The sequence below is a fragment of the Gammaproteobacteria bacterium genome, from assembly GCA_041395445.1.
Lineage (GTDB): Bacteria > Pseudomonadota > Gammaproteobacteria > Xanthomonadales > Marinicellaceae > NORP309.
Window position 1 is genome coordinate 114,071 of the sequence record JAWLAO010000006.1, and the last position, 16,520, is coordinate 130,590.

Genomic DNA, 16,520 nt, shown 5'->3' on the forward strand with positions numbered 1-16,520 from the left:
GAGTTTAGCGATAATCTTCGATTAATTCTTCAAAAGCATCATCAATTTCACCGGGTGAAGACATTAATTTAGTGAACCCGTGTGCTCCTGTCATTGGTAGGTCAGGGAAGTAAAGCGCCATTCTGAATTTCATGTGCAATGCTTCGACTTCGTTGTTGTTAACAAGTATTTCATACGGAAAGTAAGCAGTTTTAGCCGGACGTTCAAAATCAACAATGCTCATTTGGTATTTTTCATCCAGATCTTCTTCATCTTCGTCTTTTCCGGTAGCTTTCATCTGCACGCCAAACAATGTCATATTAGTTCCCGGAATTTCCAGTTTATAAACTAAAGACAATGGATCACCTTCTGTATTCAGACGTTTCTCCACTTCGCTGACAGCTTGTTCATACGAATCATACTCATCATATTCATAAGGGTCATCGAAGTAGGGCATAGAAAACATATAATGATATTTTTTCAGTTTTTTAGCGGTCAATCCTTCTTCTGAACCAAATTCTTTAATATATCCTAAGGTTTCCCTGAGTTTGTTGTCAACTTCGGCTAGCGAGCCTTTTAACCAATAGGCTTTTTCAAAATACAGCGGATTGGCATAACTAACTTCAACTTCTTCTCCGTGTTTGCTTACAGAGATTCTTTGCGGAGCTCCGTAGGCTCCTCTTTTTGACATGGATGCGACTTTGAGAGCTTCATCATTAGTGACAATCAGCAATGTATGATCGGCAAATGGAGAATATTCTCCAATCACAGTAAAACCGGCATTTTCAAGATTGCTGCGGGTCTTTTCTAATGTTTCTGTGAAATCAGCAGGTTCAGTTGATGCCAACACAAAAGGTTTGAATGTTTGTTCAGCCTGAGCTGTTGTTGCTATAAGAACAGCCAATAACATTAGTTTTGATAATAATTTCATTAAAATTTCTCAATATGGTTTTCGACATTCTATATTTAAGCGCTGGTAAATGTCTATTTTTTCATTATATTAATGTTTTCTAATATAAATACAATTGTTCAGAAAATGTTATTCAATCGTGAAAATTTGATTTTATCAATGTATAATCCTGCAAAACTAAAAATCTGAGGGTAGAATGAAAAGATTACTATTAGTATCATTTTTAATGATGTGTGCAGGACAGGTTTTTGCTGCTGGAGATGCAGTCAATGGGAAAGCTTTGTCTTATACTTGCACAGGATGTCATGGAATCAAAAATTATATGAATGCATATCCTGTCTATCATGTTCCTAAATTGGGCGGACAAAACGAGGGATATATTGCAGCGGCATTGAAGGCTTATCGTTCCGGTGAGCGTTCTCATCCAACTATGAAAGCTCAGGCCGGTAGCTTATCAGATCAGGATATTGCTGATATCGCTTCTTACTTCGCATCTTTAAATAAATAGGGGAAAATCATGAAAAATATTAAAACACTAATGTTGTTGGTTTTAGGCTTATTTGTTTCTTCAGGTGTGCTGGCAAAAGGTGATAACTTGAGTGGCGATAAAGCCAAAGGTGAAGAGAAAGTTAAGCAAGTTTGCCAATCTTGTCATGGTATGGACGGACAAGGTATCAATGACACTTATCCAAAATTATCAGGTCAATTTGCTGATTATATGATTCAGGCATTAAGTGACTATAAATCCGGCGCCAGAAAAAACCCTATCATGTCCGGTTTTGCTGCAACACTAACTGATGAAGATATTGTCAATGTTGCTACTTATTATTCATCGTTGACAGAAAAAAGGTTGACAGATTTATCTATCAAATAAAAAATCTTAGACTGATTAAGAAATCAAAGCCTGTGTTCATCACGGGCTTTTTTATTCGTGAAAGGAACAAATAGATTGAGCTACTGTCAGAAATTTTATGAAGTATTTTATTGTTCTCCTGTTTTTATCATTTTCCATAATGTCGCAAGTAATTCCAGAAAGCTCACGTTCCAAAGCCGCAGTTGATAAATACACGCCATTATTACAAACGGAATTTACACAAAAAGGATTGCAATTGGGACGACCGGTTTTTATCCGAATTTTTAAACAAGAAGCCAAATTGGAAATCTGGGTGCAAAATAATTCTCGATTTGAGTTATTTAATACTTATCCGATTTGTACATTTGGGTTCGGTGGTTTGGGACCCAAGCAATCCGAAGGTGATGGCATGGCTCCTGAAGGGTTTTATTTTGTAACTCCTCAACAATTAAATCCATACAGTAGTTACCATTTATCATTTAACTTGGGGTACCCCAATGCTTTTGATCGTGCGTATGGGCGAACGGGAAGCGCATTGATGGTTCACGGTGATTGTGTGTCCATTGGATGTTATGCCATGACAGATGATAAAATTGAAGAGATATACACCATAGTCCATTCTGCTTTAAACAATGGTCAATCATTTTTTCGAGTGCATATTTTTCCTTTCAAAATGTCCGATGAAAACCTGCAAAAGCATTCCAATAACCAATGGTACACTTTTTGGCAAAATCTGAAACAAGGATATGATTACTTTGAAGAAAAAAGATATCCCCCCAATGTGACTGTTGAATCCAAGAATTATATTTTCGAATAAGCTATTTCAACTTTTCAACCCTGATAACATTCGTTGTGCCTGATTTTCCAAAAGGAACACCGGCGGTGATAACATAACGCTCGCCAACTTTTGCGGCATCGCATTTGCGAATAATTGCCTCAGAAATATCGACCATTTCACTGGTATTGTTGGCATCCGGTGAGAGCATCGGGTGAATTCCCCAGCTGAGTGCTAATTGCTGACAGGATTTTAATTTTGGCGAAATGGCAATGACATTGGTTTGAATTCTGTTGCGAGCGACACGCAGAGCTGTTGCTCCGGAACTGCTGAAACAAACCATGACTTTTGCTTTGATATTACTGGCAATATTACACGCTGCTGATGCAACCGCATCCGGAGTGGTTTCCTCAGTATCCAATGTTCTTTCCTGCATACGAACAATGTATTCCATGTCGTTCTCAACGGTGTTAGCAATTTTTCTCATGGTGCTGACAGCTTCTATGGGATAAGTTCCAACCGCGGTTTCGGCTGATAACATGATGGCATCAGTTCCGTCAAATATGGCATTGGCAACATCACTGGCTTCTGCTCGTGTTGGAATCGGGTTGTCAATCATGCTTTCCAGCATTTGAGTGGCAGTAATAACCGGTTTACCCGCTTGTCTGGAAAGGCGAATGAGCTTTTTCTGCAACATGGGGACTTCTTGAGGAGATAATTCAACTCCCAAATCACCACGTGCCACCATGATGCCATCGGCAATTTTTAGAATTTCATCAAAATTCTTAATCGCACTTGGTTTTTCAATTTTTGCCATGAGTTTGGCATCGGAACCATGAAGTTTGAGATAATGTCTGGCGAGAAGTAAATCTTCCGGTTTTCTGACAAAGCTGAGTGCAACCCAATCGACACCAAGTGCCACGCCATACTCTAAATCTTCAATATCTTTTTTGGTGAGGGCAGCGACCGATAGGTCTGCGGATGGAATGTTGATTCCTTTATTGTCTGAAAGTTTGCCGCCAACAATGACTTTGGTATTAATGTCAGAGTTTTCGATTTTTGTTACAATAACCTTAAGTTTGCCGTCATCCAGCAACAATTCATCTCCTTCTTTGACGTCTTTGTACAAATCTTTATAACTGACGCAGGCGCGCTCAGCATTGCCTATGCAATCATCTGAACAAGAGAGTATAAATGAGTCATTTTCAACTAATTTAATTTTTCCTTTTTCAAATTTTCCAATGCGTATTTTAGGACCTTGCAAATCTAGCAAAATTCCTACGACTTGTTTCAGTTCATCAGCAGCGGATCGGATGGCATCATAGCTTTTTTTGTGTTGTTCGTGAGAGCCATGAGAGAAGTTGAGTCGAAAGACATTGACCCCGGCTTCGATTAATTCCTTTATTTTTCTTGGGTTGTTGCTCACCGGACCTAATGTGGCGACGATTTTTGTTTTGTGTTTTATCACTTTAATCCTGTTAGATTGAGTATTTGTAAATTCGGATAATTTAAACATTTTCGTAATGGTTTGTTAAGAAATTAATGATTTATAATCATTTAATAATATCAACAAGAGGCTTACTTAAGATGAATGAAATATTTTGCAATGTATGTGACTCTGCTGTTAAACTGACAATTTTTAAATAGCGGTACTAAATGGCATTAATTAATTGTCCTTCATGTAAGCAGAGAATTTCAGATAAGTCTGAAAAATGTCCCGAATGTGGTTTTTCCTTTAATTTAAACAAGGAAGAGATGGAACGTCTCAAGGTCATCAAATATCGTGATTATCGCGATAAGATGTATCGATTCAAAATGCTGACATTTTTTGCTGTTGCAATTGCTTTGGTAGGAGTTGTGCCAATGGTCTGGGATTATGCACGTGCGATTGATTATGGATTTAATGCGGTGATAATCAATCATTGGGGAGTTTATTTCGCAGTCGCCGGTTTTTTATTTTATGTTTTGATAAGAATCTTTATGGTGATTGTAAAAAGGAACTACAAGCAATCCAAATAATTGATTTTTAATTGTTAGCTGGCAAAGGTTCGGCTTCTTTTTAATTGTCTTTTTTGAATCATTTTCTTAGGAAGAAAAATCACCCCGTTAAAAAACATGCTAAATAATATTCCGCCAAATAAGCCATATACAAAGGTCCAGAGGTTGAGAGGCACTCCGGGCTGAAATGATTTCAATGTGCCTTTTGCTAAATCAAAACGTGTATGCGTTGTCAGAAATAGTATTTTTTTGAATAAGCCCTCGGTTTCGAGCACATTGAGTTCTTCTTTTAAATCTCTAACATCAAGTTGAACTTCTTCAATGTTTTCTCCTGTTTTTCGTATCGCTTCATCTTTTGAGTTTTTAAAGCTCTCAATCAATTTTTGAATGTTTCCGTCATAGCCATTTGTAGCAATTGACAGATATTTGTCTAGTTGCTGATTTTGTGATTCGGAATACCCGCCAACTCTTTGTGTGTATTGATCAATAAAATGAGGGAGTTGAAGAAACAGAATAACCCCGGTGGCGAAAAATATTTTATCAACAAGCTGTTTGATTAAGTTCATTCTACAATTGTTAAATCCAGTGTTATTCAAAATAACATAAACTTTAAAAAAACTCCATCAATTGCGATGACGGCTTGGTAAACTCATCGACACCATTGTTAATGAAAATGTTCGTTTTATTTTTTGGATGAATAAAATTTATTAAAAAGATTAATTAATTTCATGCTTGACTTGATTTTTTTGCCTGCTATATTTACTGATACGAATAAATATTCGTATAACATTAAACTTAACTTAAATAATAACAACCAGTCTGGGAGACTGAAATAATGAAAAATAAATTTAACAAAAGAACGGCATTGTTTTTAGCAATGTTTGCACCGTTCACCGTTGGTTTATCAACCCAAGCTGTTGCTCAAGAGGATGGAGCAGAAGAAGCTGAAGTTGAAGAGGTGGTGGTATTGGGCTCTCGCCGTGCTCCTCGTTCAGCGACTGATTCTGCAGTTCCTGTTGATGTCATCGGCGGTGACGATTTTGTCAATCAAGGTGAAACTGATTTAAGTAACTTATTACGTAATGTTGTTCCGTCATACAATGTGAACACACAGGCAATTAGTGATGCGGCAACTTTGGTACGTCCGGCTAACCTCCGTGGTTTGGCTCCTGATCACACATTGATGTTGGTTAATAATAAGCGTCGTCATCGTGCTGCGGTTATTTCCTGGTTAGGAAATGGTGTTGCTGATGGTGCACAAGGTCCAGATATTTCACAAATTCCGGCAATTGCATTGAAACAAGTTGGCGTATTAAGAGACGGTGCTGCTGCTCAGTATGGTTCTGATGCGATTGCCGGTGTGATGAATTTCCAATTAAAAGATGCGAATGAGGGTGGAAGTTTTGAAGTCAGATATGGTTCTTTCTATGAAGGTGACGGAGATACATATTCAGTTGCCGGTAATATTGGTTTGCCTTTCACCGATAACGGTTTTGTTAACCTGACTTTTGAATACGGTGAAGCCGATGACACAAACCGTTCTTATCAAAGAGCGGATGCTGCGGCGTTAGTTGCTGCAGGAAATACAGCTGTTGCAAATCCGGCACAAATTTGGGGACAACCCAAAATTGATAACGATATAAAATTCGTTTATAACATGGGCTTGCAGCTGGATGAAGATAAAGAGTTCTATGCATTTGGAAATTATGGTTCCAAATCTGTTGATGGCGGATTCTACTTCAGAAATCCAAACACTCGCGGTGGTGTATTCAGCAATGATGGTGGCCAAACTTTATTGGTTGGTGACGTATTGGATGCTGCTGATGGTATTTTAGATGGTTCTGCAGGTTGTCCGGTTGTTCCTATTGTTAATAATGCACCTGACCCTCAAAGATTGGCTGAAGTTTTGGCAAATCCAAACTGTTTCACATTCCAAAAGATGTTCCCTGGCGGATTCACTCCGAGATTCGGTGGTGATGTTGAAGATTTCTCGACCGTTGTCGGGTTAAGAGGCGAGTCCGGAAGCGGATGGAATTGGGATTTAAGTGGAACTTATGGACGCAGTAGTGCAGACTTCACAATTCGCAATACCGTAAATGCTTCTTTAGGTCCACAAACGCCGACTGAATTTTATCCGGGTTCATACACTCAAACTGAAAAGAATTTGAACTTTGATGTGTCTAAAGGTTTTGCAGTTGGAAGTTTTGCTTCAGACCTAAACGTAGCAATGGGTCTTGAGTATCGTTCAGAAACATTCCAGATTACAACAGGTGATCAAGCATCATTCGAGATTGGTCCTTATGCGGCTCAAGGATTTAGTTCAGCTTCAAATGGTTTTCCGGGTTTCTCAAATCTGGCAGCTGGTAGTTGGGAGCGTTCTAACTATGCAGCTTATGTCGATTTAGAAGCAGATGTAACTGAAAGTTTGTTGATAGGTGTAGCATTGCGTTTCGAAGATTTTGAAGACTTTGGTACTACAACCAATGGTAAAGTGGCAGCTCGCTATGAGTTTACAGATGCTTTTGCATTGCGTAGTGCTTGGAGTACAGGCTTCAGAGCCCCGACTCCTGGTCAATCCAATGCCTTTAATGTCTCGACTCAGTTTGAAAATGGTCAGTTAGTCAATAACGGTACAATTCCTTCAATAAATCCTGTGGCTTTATCAAAGGGAGGACAGCCTCTTGATGCAGAGGAATCAACTAACTTTACATTCGGTGCGGTAGTGAATTTTGCAGGTATCGATTTGACAGTTGATTACTTTGCAATTGATTTGGATGGACGTTTAACGCTTTCTGAAAATCATGCATTATCACAAGAAGAAGTTGATGCTTTGATTGCATCCGGTGTAACCAGCGCGGCAAATCTAAGAAATTTCCGCTACTTCACAAATGGTTATGATACAGAAACTCGTGGTATTGATGTGGTTGCAACTTACTCGACAGAAATTGGTAATGGTAATACAGATTTCGTGTTATCGTTTAACCATACTGAAACGGATGTTGTACATGTTGATACTTATAGAGGGCAACTAAGTGATGACATGGGCAATCCACTATTTGATGTTGAGGGAAATCCTGTTATAGGTGATATTCCATTATTAGGTGATGAAAGAGTCTTGGAGCAAGAAAGAGGTTTACCTGAAACTCGTTGGAGTTTCTCTGCGAATCACACAGTTGGAGACTGGCGTTTCCTAGGTCGTTTAAATCACTACAGTGGTATTTATGACACCGGTGACAATGTCTTCGTTGGTGACAACTTGTTCTTAGATGTAGAAGCTGCATACAATTTCAATGAGCATTATACATTGACAGTTGGAGCTCAAAACGTAACTGATGAATATCCTGATGAAGTATTCGGCGGTGCCGGTAATATTTATGGTCAGGCTTCACCGGGAGGTTTTGGTGGTGGTTTCTACTACTTCCGTCTGAGATATGAACTTTAAAGATTATTGACATTTTAGTTACATATCGATAATAATTGAAAGTGCCTGTTGTTTGTATTCAACGGGCACTTTTTTAAGTGGGTGGGATAGTTTAGAATAACGCGATCTTAAAAATACAAAATAATTTCAAGAAACTTAGAGAGAAAACAATGCAGATAAGCACAAAAATTGTTAATTTTAGAAAGTCTCTGGCTTTAGCAATGATTGTCGGTGTGACATCAGTCAGTTATGCACAACTGGAAGATGTGGTAAAAACCGGTGAAGCTAAAGTAGAAGAGGCACGCAAGTCACAAGCAAAGGTTGATGCCATTGTCGATTCTTCACAAGCAAGGCTGGTTGAATATCGCAGCTTGCTAAAACAGATTGAAGGTTTAAAAGTTTATAACAATCAATTGCAAACACAAATCGACAGTCAACTTCAATTAATTGAAAAATTTGAAGCGTCAACGGCACAAGTTGCGGTTATTGAGCGACAAATGTTGCCATTAATCATGAAAATGATTGATGGAATTGCTCAATTTGTTGAGTTAGACATGCCGTTTAACGAGCAAGAACGTGCAGAAAGAGTGTTATTCATGCAGGAAAATATCGAAAGAGCTGATGTAGATATTTCAGAAAAATTCAGACAAATTCTTGAAGTTTATCAAATTGAAGATGAATACGGTCGTAAGATTGATTCCTATTCAAAAATTATTAATGTTGATGGGCAAGAGCATGAGGTTGACATCCTGAGAGTTGGTCGCATTGCAATGGTTGCTCAAACTAAAGACACAAAATTGAGTGCTGTTTATGATAAGGATTCTAAAAAATGGATAGCTTTAGATAACGGCACTTACAGAAATTCAATCAAAAATGGCATCAAAATGGCGAACAAACAAGCCACAATTGACGTCATGACTTTACCAATTGCAGCTCCAGGGGTGGCAAAATAATGAAAATCGCAAAAATTATGACATTAGCAGCTTTCTTATTTTCTGTATCATCACTCGCTATAGCTGATGAAAGCCTTTCTATGGATGATTTGCTCAACAAAGTCAAAGCAGGTCGTGCCGCAGATAATCAAGATAATAAGAGAAGAGAACAAGAGTTCATTCAGCAGAAGCAAGAACAAGAACGTATGATTCGTGAAGCCAAAGCAGAAATAGCCGCTTTGGAAAGTAAATCTGCTGAGATGGAAAAACAATTCAACGAAAATGAACTTGCCGTTGAAGAAAAAAGGAAACAGCGCGACGAAAGATTAGGTTCATTGAAAGAACTTTTTGGTCATTTGACTTCAACAGCTGGCGCACTGCGTGAAACTTTCAAAGGCTCTTTAACCAGTACTCAATTTCCGGGACGTGTTGAATTTCTTGACACTTTGATTAAAAAAATGAACAGTTCAACAGACTTGCCTTCCATGGAAGAAATTGAAAAGGTCTGGTTTGAAATGCACCGAGAAATTACTGAATCCGGTCGTGTGGTTAAATACAACACCAAAGTCGGAACTCAAGGCAGTCAGGAAGTTGTCAGAGTTGGTTTGTTTAATTTAGTTTCCAATGGCAACTATTTGTCTTATGAACCGGATACCGGTAATTTGTCAGTACTGGCAAGACAGCCTGAAGATTATCAAGCCGGTGCTGCTGCATTCCAATCATCAACATCTGGCGTTTCTCCACTTGGGATTGATCCGACAGGTCCGGCCGGTGGCGGATATTTGAGTGCTTTAATCAATTCTCCAACAATTGAAGAGAGATGGCATCAAGGTAAGCTGGTTGGTTATATCATTACCGGTATTGCAGTATTTGGTATCTTACTGGCTATCTGGAGATTTATTGTACTGAGTGGAATATCAGCAAAAGTAAACAAACAACTTAAGTCTAAAGAGTTATCAAATAATAATCCGCTTGGAAGAGTTCTTTCAGCAGCAGAGGCTCATCATAATACGGACATCGAAACTTTGGAACTGCGTTTGGGTGAAGCAATTCTGAAAGAAAAACCGGCAATTAACAAGGGGATTCCTTTGTTAAAAATCATCTCAATGGTTGCTCCGCTCCTCGGTCTGTTGGGTACAGTGACAGGTATGATTATTGTGTTCCAGGCAATTACAATATTTGGTGCCGGCGATCCAAAAGCGATGGCGGGTGGTATTTCCAGTGCATTGGTTACTACGGTTCTTGGTTTGGTCGCAGCGATTCCAACTTTGTTGTTACATACTTTCTTGAGCGGTAAAGCTAAAGGAATTATGCATATTTTGGAAGAGCAAAGTGCCGGAATTCTGGCTGAGAGATCAGAGCAGAAATAACCCGGAGGGACGGCCATGCTTTTATTATTACAAGATGCATTTGAGGCTATAAACAACTTCTTTAATAAAGGAGGTCCGGTATTGTATGTCATTGCCGCGACCACCTTTATTATGTGGGTCATGATACTTGATAAACTTTTATATTTTAAATTTGGTTATAGAAACGATTTTGACAAAGTCTTAAAAACCTGGAACTCTCGTGGTGAGCATAAATCTTGGAATGCTCATGCGATTCGGGACAAACTCGTATCTGAAACTCAGATTAAAATTAACAAAAACATTCCTTTAATTAAAACCTTGATTGCGCTTTGTCCGTTATTAGGTTTGTTAGGGACGGTTACAGGTATGATTGAAGTGTTTTCCGCACTTGCTATCACAGGTGGCGGAGATGCTAAGTCTATGGCAGGCGGAGTATCAAGAGCAACGATTCCGACAATGGCAGGTATGGTTGCTGCATTGTCAGGTGTTTTTGCCAACACTTTTGTGACTCAAATAGCTGAGAAAGAAAATAAATTAACAGAAGAGCATCTGACTTTTGAATAGCAGATACTCTAATTTTAAGAGAAACTAAAAGAGAAAAACTATGCGTAGAAGTTTTATTTCTGAAGCTGCCAGTGAAGACGAAGGTGCCATTGACTTGACACCAATGCTTGATGTTGTATTCATTATGTTGATATTTTTCATTGTGACAGCAACTTTTATCAAGGAATCCGGAGTTGAAGTCAATCGTCCGGAAGCCAGCACTGCGAATGAAAAAAGTGATACAACCGTTTTGGTTGCAATCAATTCCGATAATTCTGTATGGATTGATAAACGTCGTGTGGATGTGCGCTCAGTTAAGGCGAATATTCAACGTCTTCATGCAGAAAATCCTGAGGGCGGCGTCGTTATACAATCTGATAAGAATGCAACCGTGAAAACATTCACGGAAGTATTAGATGCAGCCAGAGAAGTTGTGGGGAACGAAAAAGTATCACTCGCAGTCGATAAAAAGTAAGAGGAGAATAAGATGGTAATGAAAAGAGCCTTAATTACTTTTCCTGTAGCTTTTGCTGTAACAGCAGCTTTAATCACTTTGATGGTTGCGTTGATTGAGTTCAGTGACTCACCATTGGATAAAGAAGCTCGTATCAAGCTTCCGGAAATTCTAATGCCTGAGGCTGAAAGAATGGCGAACCGTGAGGTTCAGAAACCTGAAAAACCAAAACCGGATGAACAACCACCACCGGAGATTCCTCAACAGGATTTCGATCAAATTGATGCCGACTCCAATATTGGTGCGATCAGTGCTCCGGGAAATATGAAAGCAGACTTGGATTTGAGTATTGGAACCGGTTTGTCGGCTTCTGATGGAGAGTATTTACCAATTGTTAAAGTGGCTCCACAATATCCACAACGTGCCGCATCTCGTGGGATTGAAGGTTATGTAATACTGGAATATACAGTAACAAAACAAGGAACAGTGAAAGATCCTGTAGTGATTGAAGCAGAACCGGCAAGTATTTTTAATCGTTCTGCAATCAGTTCTGCTCTTCGTTACAAATACAAACCTCGTGTTGTTGACGGAGTGCCACAAGAAGTTCATGGTGTCAGAACCCGAATCGTCTTTAAACTGGCGGAGTAGTCTATGAAATCAATCAAAGTATTATTAATAGCCTGTTTTTTAACTGTATTTAGTGTACAGGCAGCTCGGGATGAAAAATCAAAGGCGACTGGTGCTATTGATGCTCAGACTTTTGAGAAGTTGATGAAAGCTCAAGAACTAACAGAAGCTGGTAATCATGATGAAGCTTTGGGAGTTCTTGATGGGATTAAAAACCGTGGCAAAGTTGAAGGTTATGGTAAAGCCCAAATGTGGAACTTTTATGCTTTCATCTATGCTTCCAAAGAAGATTATGCAAATGCTATTAAAGCCTATAAGGAAGTGATTGCAATTGAGGAAACTCCCGATCAGTTGGTTCTTCAGGCAAAGTACACCATAGCACAGCTCTATTTTCAGTTAGAAGATTATGACTCATGCATTAAATACATGAACGAATGGCTAAAAGGCGTGGAAAAGCCAACTCCAACAGCGCATATCATGTTAGCTCAGGCGCATTATCAGAAAAGAAATTTTGATTTGGCATTGTCTAATGTTGATAAAGCGATTGAGCTGGAAAAAGCCGCCGGAAGACAAGTCAAGGAAAATTGGTTACGTCTGAAATCAGCTTTATATTATGACAAAGGGGATTATCCAAATACGGCAAAAACATACGAAGATCTCGTTAAATATTATCCTAAAGTTGATTATTTAAAACAGCTTGCAGGAATGTATGGAGAGATGGGTAAAGACATGCGTCGCTTGACTGTTTTCGATTCAATCTATTTAAATAATTCTTTGAAAAAAGAAAATGAAATCCTCAATCTGGCTTACATGTTTCTTGGTGCTGAAGTTCCTTACAAAGCTGCAAAAATCATAGAAAAAGGCATGAATGACGGTATTATCCAGAAAACACAGAAGAATATCGAAACACTGGGTAATGCATGGGCACAAGCGAATCAGCATGATAAAGCCATTCCTGTTTTGGAAGAAGCAGCAAGATTGTCAGAAAGCGGAAAATTGTTTGCTCGCTTAGCAGGTGTATATTTTGATGCCGGCGATTATAAAAAAGCAGCCGAAGCAGCTAAGAAAGCGGCAGAGAAAGGTGGATTAAAGAATCCCGGGAACAATTATTTGTTAATGGGAATGTCGTATTCAAATCTGAAACAACACCACAATGCATTGCAGGCATTCAGACAAGCTAAAGAAACAAAATCGATTTTGAAAGATGCGAGAGCTTGGGAAAAGCATACTTTACAAGAGATTAAATTGATTGAAGACCTGGAAAAAAGTCAATTTGAACTTGAAGAAAAAACTAAGAAAACTCTTGAATCTGAAGAAAATAACAAAGAGATTTAGTTACTTTTTACTTAATCTAAAAAGGCTGAACCGTTTATTGTGTTCAGCCTTTTTTGTTTGGAGTAGATAGAACCCAAATTATTGATATGAAAACTGTTTTATTTTTAGATAATACTTATCCACAGGCATATAACCTCAAAACACTTCAAGAAAAAGCGATTGGAGGAACAGAAGCCAGTATCATAAAAACAGCACAAATTCTATCAAATAAATATAAAGTTTTCGTAGCTCAAAAATACAGGGAAGAAGATGAGGTAGTTAGTGATTCTCTGGCATTTATTTCGAAAAGGAGTATTTCTCAGCACAATGCAGACTATGTGGTTGTCTTACGGAAATATCAGGTATTAAAAGAAATCAGAGGATTATTTCCTCACGCCAAATTGTTTTTGTGGATTCATACATATAAAAATTTTGAATATATATTTAAGAGATGTGGATTTGCCAAAAATGATGTTACTGTAATTTGTAATTCAGAAACTCACAAAAAAAGTATTAACAGGATATTAAATCAGAATATATTAGGTAAATTTTTTACACTAATCTGTAAAAAAACAAATGTTAAATTTTGCTACAATCCAATAACTAAACCAGAATCACCGAAAAAAACGAGAGATATAAATAAGCTGTTGTTTTTTTCATCACCGAATAAAGGTTTGGAACAGGTCATCAACTGTTTTAACGAAGTCATCAGGGAAATGCCGGAAATGAAACTTTTCATAGCTAATCCAGGTTATAAAACTTCTGATATTCAAGCAGAGAATAAGAATATTATTGTCTTAGGTTCACTGCCTTATCATGAAATGATGAAACATGTTGCAGAATCACTCTGTATTTTCTATCCACAAAACACTTTTGCGGAAACATTTGGGCTGATTTACGCCGAAGCCAATGCTCTTGGCATACCGGTATTGGCACATGATATCGGTTCAGCACGAGAAATTTTGCACTCGAATAATAATTTGATTGATGCAACAAACTCACAACAAATTATTAATACGCTGAAAAGCTGGCAAAATGACTTGCCAAAAGTTGAATACAAAGAAAACTTCAATGAAGATTTTGTTTTTCAGCAATGGGATGCCTTATTCTCACAGTCCCAGTTTTTTAATACGATACCTTAAAGCTCTGAAACTAATTCCCAATACCTTAGCTGCTGCTGTTTTATTGTTGTTTGTCAGTTTTAAAGCATTGGTGATTTCCTGAATTTCAATTTCGTTAATGTACTCTTCAAGATTTTTATTATGTCTTTGTGAAAGCAATTTAGGTTGTTGATTATCATCGAACCCAAGATCAGTTTCGCGAATAATATCATTCTCACAAACATTCGCCGCTCGCTCAAGAATACTCTTAAGTTCCAGTATGTTCCCGGGGAAATTATAAGAACACAGCGTATGCAACGCTTGAGAATCAATTTTGCACGGAAGTTGCTGCCATTTTTCAGCATATTCAGTCAGAATGGCTTTAGACAATCCAGGTATATCATCCTTATGATCAGCCAATGGTCGAGTGAAAAGTTTTATGACGGTCATTCTCTCCATCAGTTCACTGTTGAATTTATCCAGCTTTTCTGCTTCATCAATATTATGGTTGCAAGTGACGATGAAGCGGACATCCAGATTGACTTTCTCGTTGTCCTCATTGGTAAATGATTTATCATGAAGAATTTTAGCTAAACTCGATTGCGTGGAAATTTTGAGAAATCCAATGTTTTCCATAAACAAGGTACTGCCATTCGCTTCGGTTAAAACAGCAATTAAGCGTTCATATTCACTCATCTCAGGAGAATCATTTTGATCTTCTATACAATCAAAGCTGATGAACTCTTTATCATTTCTTCGAGATAAATTATGGATGCACTGAGCAATGAATTTCTTAGATGTGCAATTGGGTCCTTCGATATAAACAGTCGATTGTGATTTTGCTAATTTTGCAATGGATTTGTTAATGGATTGAATATATTCAGAAGAACCTGCCAGTTTGGTTTTTCCTTTGGGTGTTGAGTTTTCATTTGTTGGTGACTCGAATTCTTTGATGCCATTGGCAACCAAATTCCTTAATACCTGCAAACTAATCGGTTTGCTGATAAAATCAAAAGCACCTTTCTTTAATGCCTCAACTGCATGATGAATGGTTCCATAAGCAGTGATTACAGCAATCGGAGTTTTAGGAAAGTTTTTATGTACATGCTCAACCAGTTCGATACCATTGCCATCAGGCAATTTCATGTCAGTTAAGCAAAAGTGAAAAGTGTTTTTCTCAAGCACACTTTTTGCAGCTCCCAGAGTTGGAGCCGTATAAACTGTCAGACCCATTTTATTCAAGGTCATCTCAAGGAGCTTCAAAATATCCGGTTCGTCATCGACAACTAAAATCTTAACATTTGACATACTGTTTGAGTGAATATTGCTTAATATAATATCTTACTGCATGATGTTAGTTTTTAAAACCTAAATTTTTTGCAAATCCAAAATTCGTCTTCGCAACATTGGCCCGAGTTGTAGAAAATCGAATAGCTGATTGATTCTTTCAGTATTAATTCGCTTACGGCGAATGTCTATGTTCTCAAGTGGAATATCCGTTCTGATTTCAGTCAGTGATTTAGCCAGTTTTGCCTGATCAAGATTATCGGCAATTTTCTTTTGGCAGGATTTAGCTCCCCGAATACTTAAAAAAGCGATTTCTTTGTTTCTGTCCATAACATCCTGCAAAGTATCGAAATGGTTGATTAAGTGAATTGCTGTTTTAATGCCAATGCCTGAGACCCCGGGAATGTTATCGACACTATCTCCGCAAAGTGCCAGATAATCTGCAATTTGATGTGGATAAACACCAAATTTTTGTTTGATGAGATCAGGGTTCATAGGCTCGTCTTTTCCATAATTCCACCAAGTATCATTCTCGCCAACTAATTGTGCTAAGTCTTTATCGGCTGAAACGATGTGGTTACGAAAACCTTGTTTCTGGTGGTGATGTGCCAAAGTTCCAATCAGGTCATCGGCTTCGTAATATCCATCACTATAAGTGCTAATGCCTAAAACATTGGCAACTTCCTGACACAATTTAAACTGACGCTTTAAATCTTCAGGAGCCGGATCACGATTGGCTTTATACGGAGGATAAATTTCGTTGCGGTAAGAGGATTCCAGAGATTCATCAAAAGCACAGGCGATATGCTGTGCTTTTGTTTTGTGTATGAAATCTGTCAGAAATCGTGTGAAACCATAAACCGCATTGATGTTTTCTCCATTGCTGGCAGTATAGTTTCCGTAATTGACGTAATAACTTTTAAAAACATAAATACTAGCATCAATGAGATAGGCTTGCTTTTCCGACATTACAGATTA

General features: G+C 38.1%; 17 protein-coding genes. 12 read left to right on the forward strand and 5 right to left on the reverse strand.

Features of this window, described 5'->3' with window-relative positions; genetic code table 11:
• Positions 1–4 precede the first annotated feature (4 nt).
• Positions 5–910, reverse strand: coding sequence for a hypothetical protein (locus R3F25_10715; protein MEZ5497276.1), 906 nt, complete (start codon positions 908–910; stop codon positions 5–7).
• A 175-nt stretch (positions 911–1,085) separates the two neighbouring features.
• Between R3F25_10715 and R3F25_10720 the strand changes: the two genes are divergently transcribed.
• The 3 genes from R3F25_10720 to R3F25_10730 all read left to right on the forward strand — a co-directional run bounded on the left by R3F25_10720 (position 1,086) and on the right by R3F25_10730 (position 2,559).
• Positions 1,086–1,397, forward strand: a complete 312-nt coding sequence (locus R3F25_10720) for a cytochrome c (GenBank protein MEZ5497277.1) — start codon at positions 1,086–1,088, stop codon at positions 1,395–1,397.
• A 9-nt stretch (positions 1,398–1,406) separates the two neighbouring features.
• A complete protein-coding gene (locus R3F25_10725) occupies positions 1,407–1,763 on the forward strand; it encodes a cytochrome c (GenBank protein MEZ5497278.1) in 357 nt (118 codons plus the stop codon).
• A 97-nt stretch (positions 1,764–1,860) separates the two neighbouring features.
• On the forward strand, positions 1,861–2,559 hold the full coding sequence (locus R3F25_10730; GenBank protein MEZ5497279.1) for a murein L,D-transpeptidase family protein: 699 nt from the start codon (positions 1,861–1,863) through the stop codon (positions 2,557–2,559).
• A 1-nt stretch (position 2,560) separates the two neighbouring features.
• Here R3F25_10730 and pyk read toward each other — a convergent pair whose 3' ends face one another.
• The gene (pyk, locus tag R3F25_10735; GenBank protein MEZ5497280.1) at positions 2,561–3,985 is read right to left on the reverse strand and encodes a pyruvate kinase; all 1,425 of its coding nucleotides are present in this window, start codon (positions 3,983–3,985) and stop codon (positions 2,561–2,563) included.
• A gap of 188 nt (positions 3,986–4,173) precedes the next feature.
• Here pyk and R3F25_10740 point away from each other — a divergent pair, with 188 nt between their 5' ends.
• A complete protein-coding gene (locus R3F25_10740; GenBank protein ID MEZ5497281.1) occupies positions 4,174–4,536 on the forward strand; it encodes a hypothetical protein in 363 nt (120 codons plus the stop codon).
• Positions 4,537–4,550: 14 nt separating this feature from the next.
• Here R3F25_10740 and R3F25_10745 read toward each other — a convergent pair whose 3' ends face one another.
• Complete coding sequence (locus R3F25_10745; GenBank protein ID MEZ5497282.1) at positions 4,551–5,081, reverse strand: DUF2937 family protein; 531 nt, start codon at positions 5,079–5,081, stop codon at positions 4,551–4,553.
• Between the two features lie 269 nt (positions 5,082–5,350).
• On the opposite strand from R3F25_10745, the gene R3F25_10750 reads away from it, so the two are divergent.
• The 8 genes from R3F25_10750 to R3F25_10785 all read left to right on the forward strand — a co-directional run bounded on the left by R3F25_10750 (position 5,351) and on the right by R3F25_10785 (position 14,297).
• A complete protein-coding gene (locus R3F25_10750) occupies positions 5,351–7,957 on the forward strand; it encodes a TonB-dependent receptor (GenBank protein MEZ5497283.1) in 2,607 nt (868 codons plus the stop codon).
• A gap of 149 nt (positions 7,958–8,106) precedes the next feature.
• Entirely contained in the window at positions 8,107–8,889 is a 783-nt protein-coding gene (locus R3F25_10755; GenBank protein ID MEZ5497284.1) for a DUF3450 domain-containing protein, read from the forward strand.
• A complete protein-coding gene (locus R3F25_10760; protein ID MEZ5497285.1) occupies positions 8,889–10,238 on the forward strand; it encodes a MotA/TolQ/ExbB proton channel family protein in 1,350 nt (449 codons plus the stop codon). The genes R3F25_10755 and R3F25_10760 overlap by 1 nt, the downstream gene beginning before the upstream one ends.
• A 15-nt stretch (positions 10,239–10,253) precedes the next feature.
• Positions 10,254–10,781 (forward strand): MotA/TolQ/ExbB proton channel family protein, encoded by a 528-nt coding sequence (locus R3F25_10765; protein ID MEZ5497286.1) that lies wholly within the window; start codon positions 10,254–10,256, stop codon positions 10,779–10,781.
• Between the two features lie 40 nt (positions 10,782–10,821).
• Positions 10,822–11,235: a biopolymer transporter ExbD gene (locus R3F25_10770; protein ID MEZ5497287.1), complete on the forward strand. Its 414-nt coding sequence runs from the start codon at positions 10,822–10,824 to the stop codon at positions 11,233–11,235.
• An 18-nt stretch (positions 11,236–11,253) separates the two neighbouring features.
• Positions 11,254–11,862 carry an energy transducer TonB gene (locus R3F25_10775; GenBank protein MEZ5497288.1) on the forward strand — a complete coding sequence of 203 codons (609 nt, stop codon included), beginning with the start codon at positions 11,254–11,256 and terminating at the stop codon, positions 11,860–11,862.
• A gap of 3 nt (positions 11,863–11,865) precedes the next feature.
• Positions 11,866–13,176 (forward strand): tetratricopeptide repeat protein, encoded by a 1,311-nt coding sequence (locus R3F25_10780; GenBank protein ID MEZ5497289.1) that lies wholly within the window; start codon positions 11,866–11,868, stop codon positions 13,174–13,176.
• Positions 13,177–13,262: 86 nt separating this feature from the next.
• Complete coding sequence (locus R3F25_10785) at positions 13,263–14,297, forward strand: glycosyltransferase (GenBank protein ID MEZ5497290.1); 1,035 nt, start codon at positions 13,263–13,265, stop codon at positions 14,295–14,297.
• Here the strand turns inward: R3F25_10785 and R3F25_10790 are convergent.
• Together R3F25_10790 and R3F25_10795 are read right to left on the reverse strand one after the other, a co-directional pair.
• Positions 14,265–15,563: a sigma-54 dependent transcriptional regulator gene (locus R3F25_10790; protein MEZ5497291.1), complete on the reverse strand. Its 1,299-nt coding sequence runs from the start codon at positions 15,561–15,563 to the stop codon at positions 14,265–14,267. The genes R3F25_10785 and R3F25_10790 overlap by 33 nt on opposite strands.
• 60 nt (positions 15,564–15,623) lie before the next feature.
• Positions 15,624–16,511, reverse strand: a complete 888-nt coding sequence (locus tag R3F25_10795) for a 5'-3' exonuclease H3TH domain-containing protein (GenBank protein MEZ5497292.1) — start codon at positions 16,509–16,511, stop codon at positions 15,624–15,626.
• Positions 16,512–16,520 lie beyond the last annotated feature (9 nt).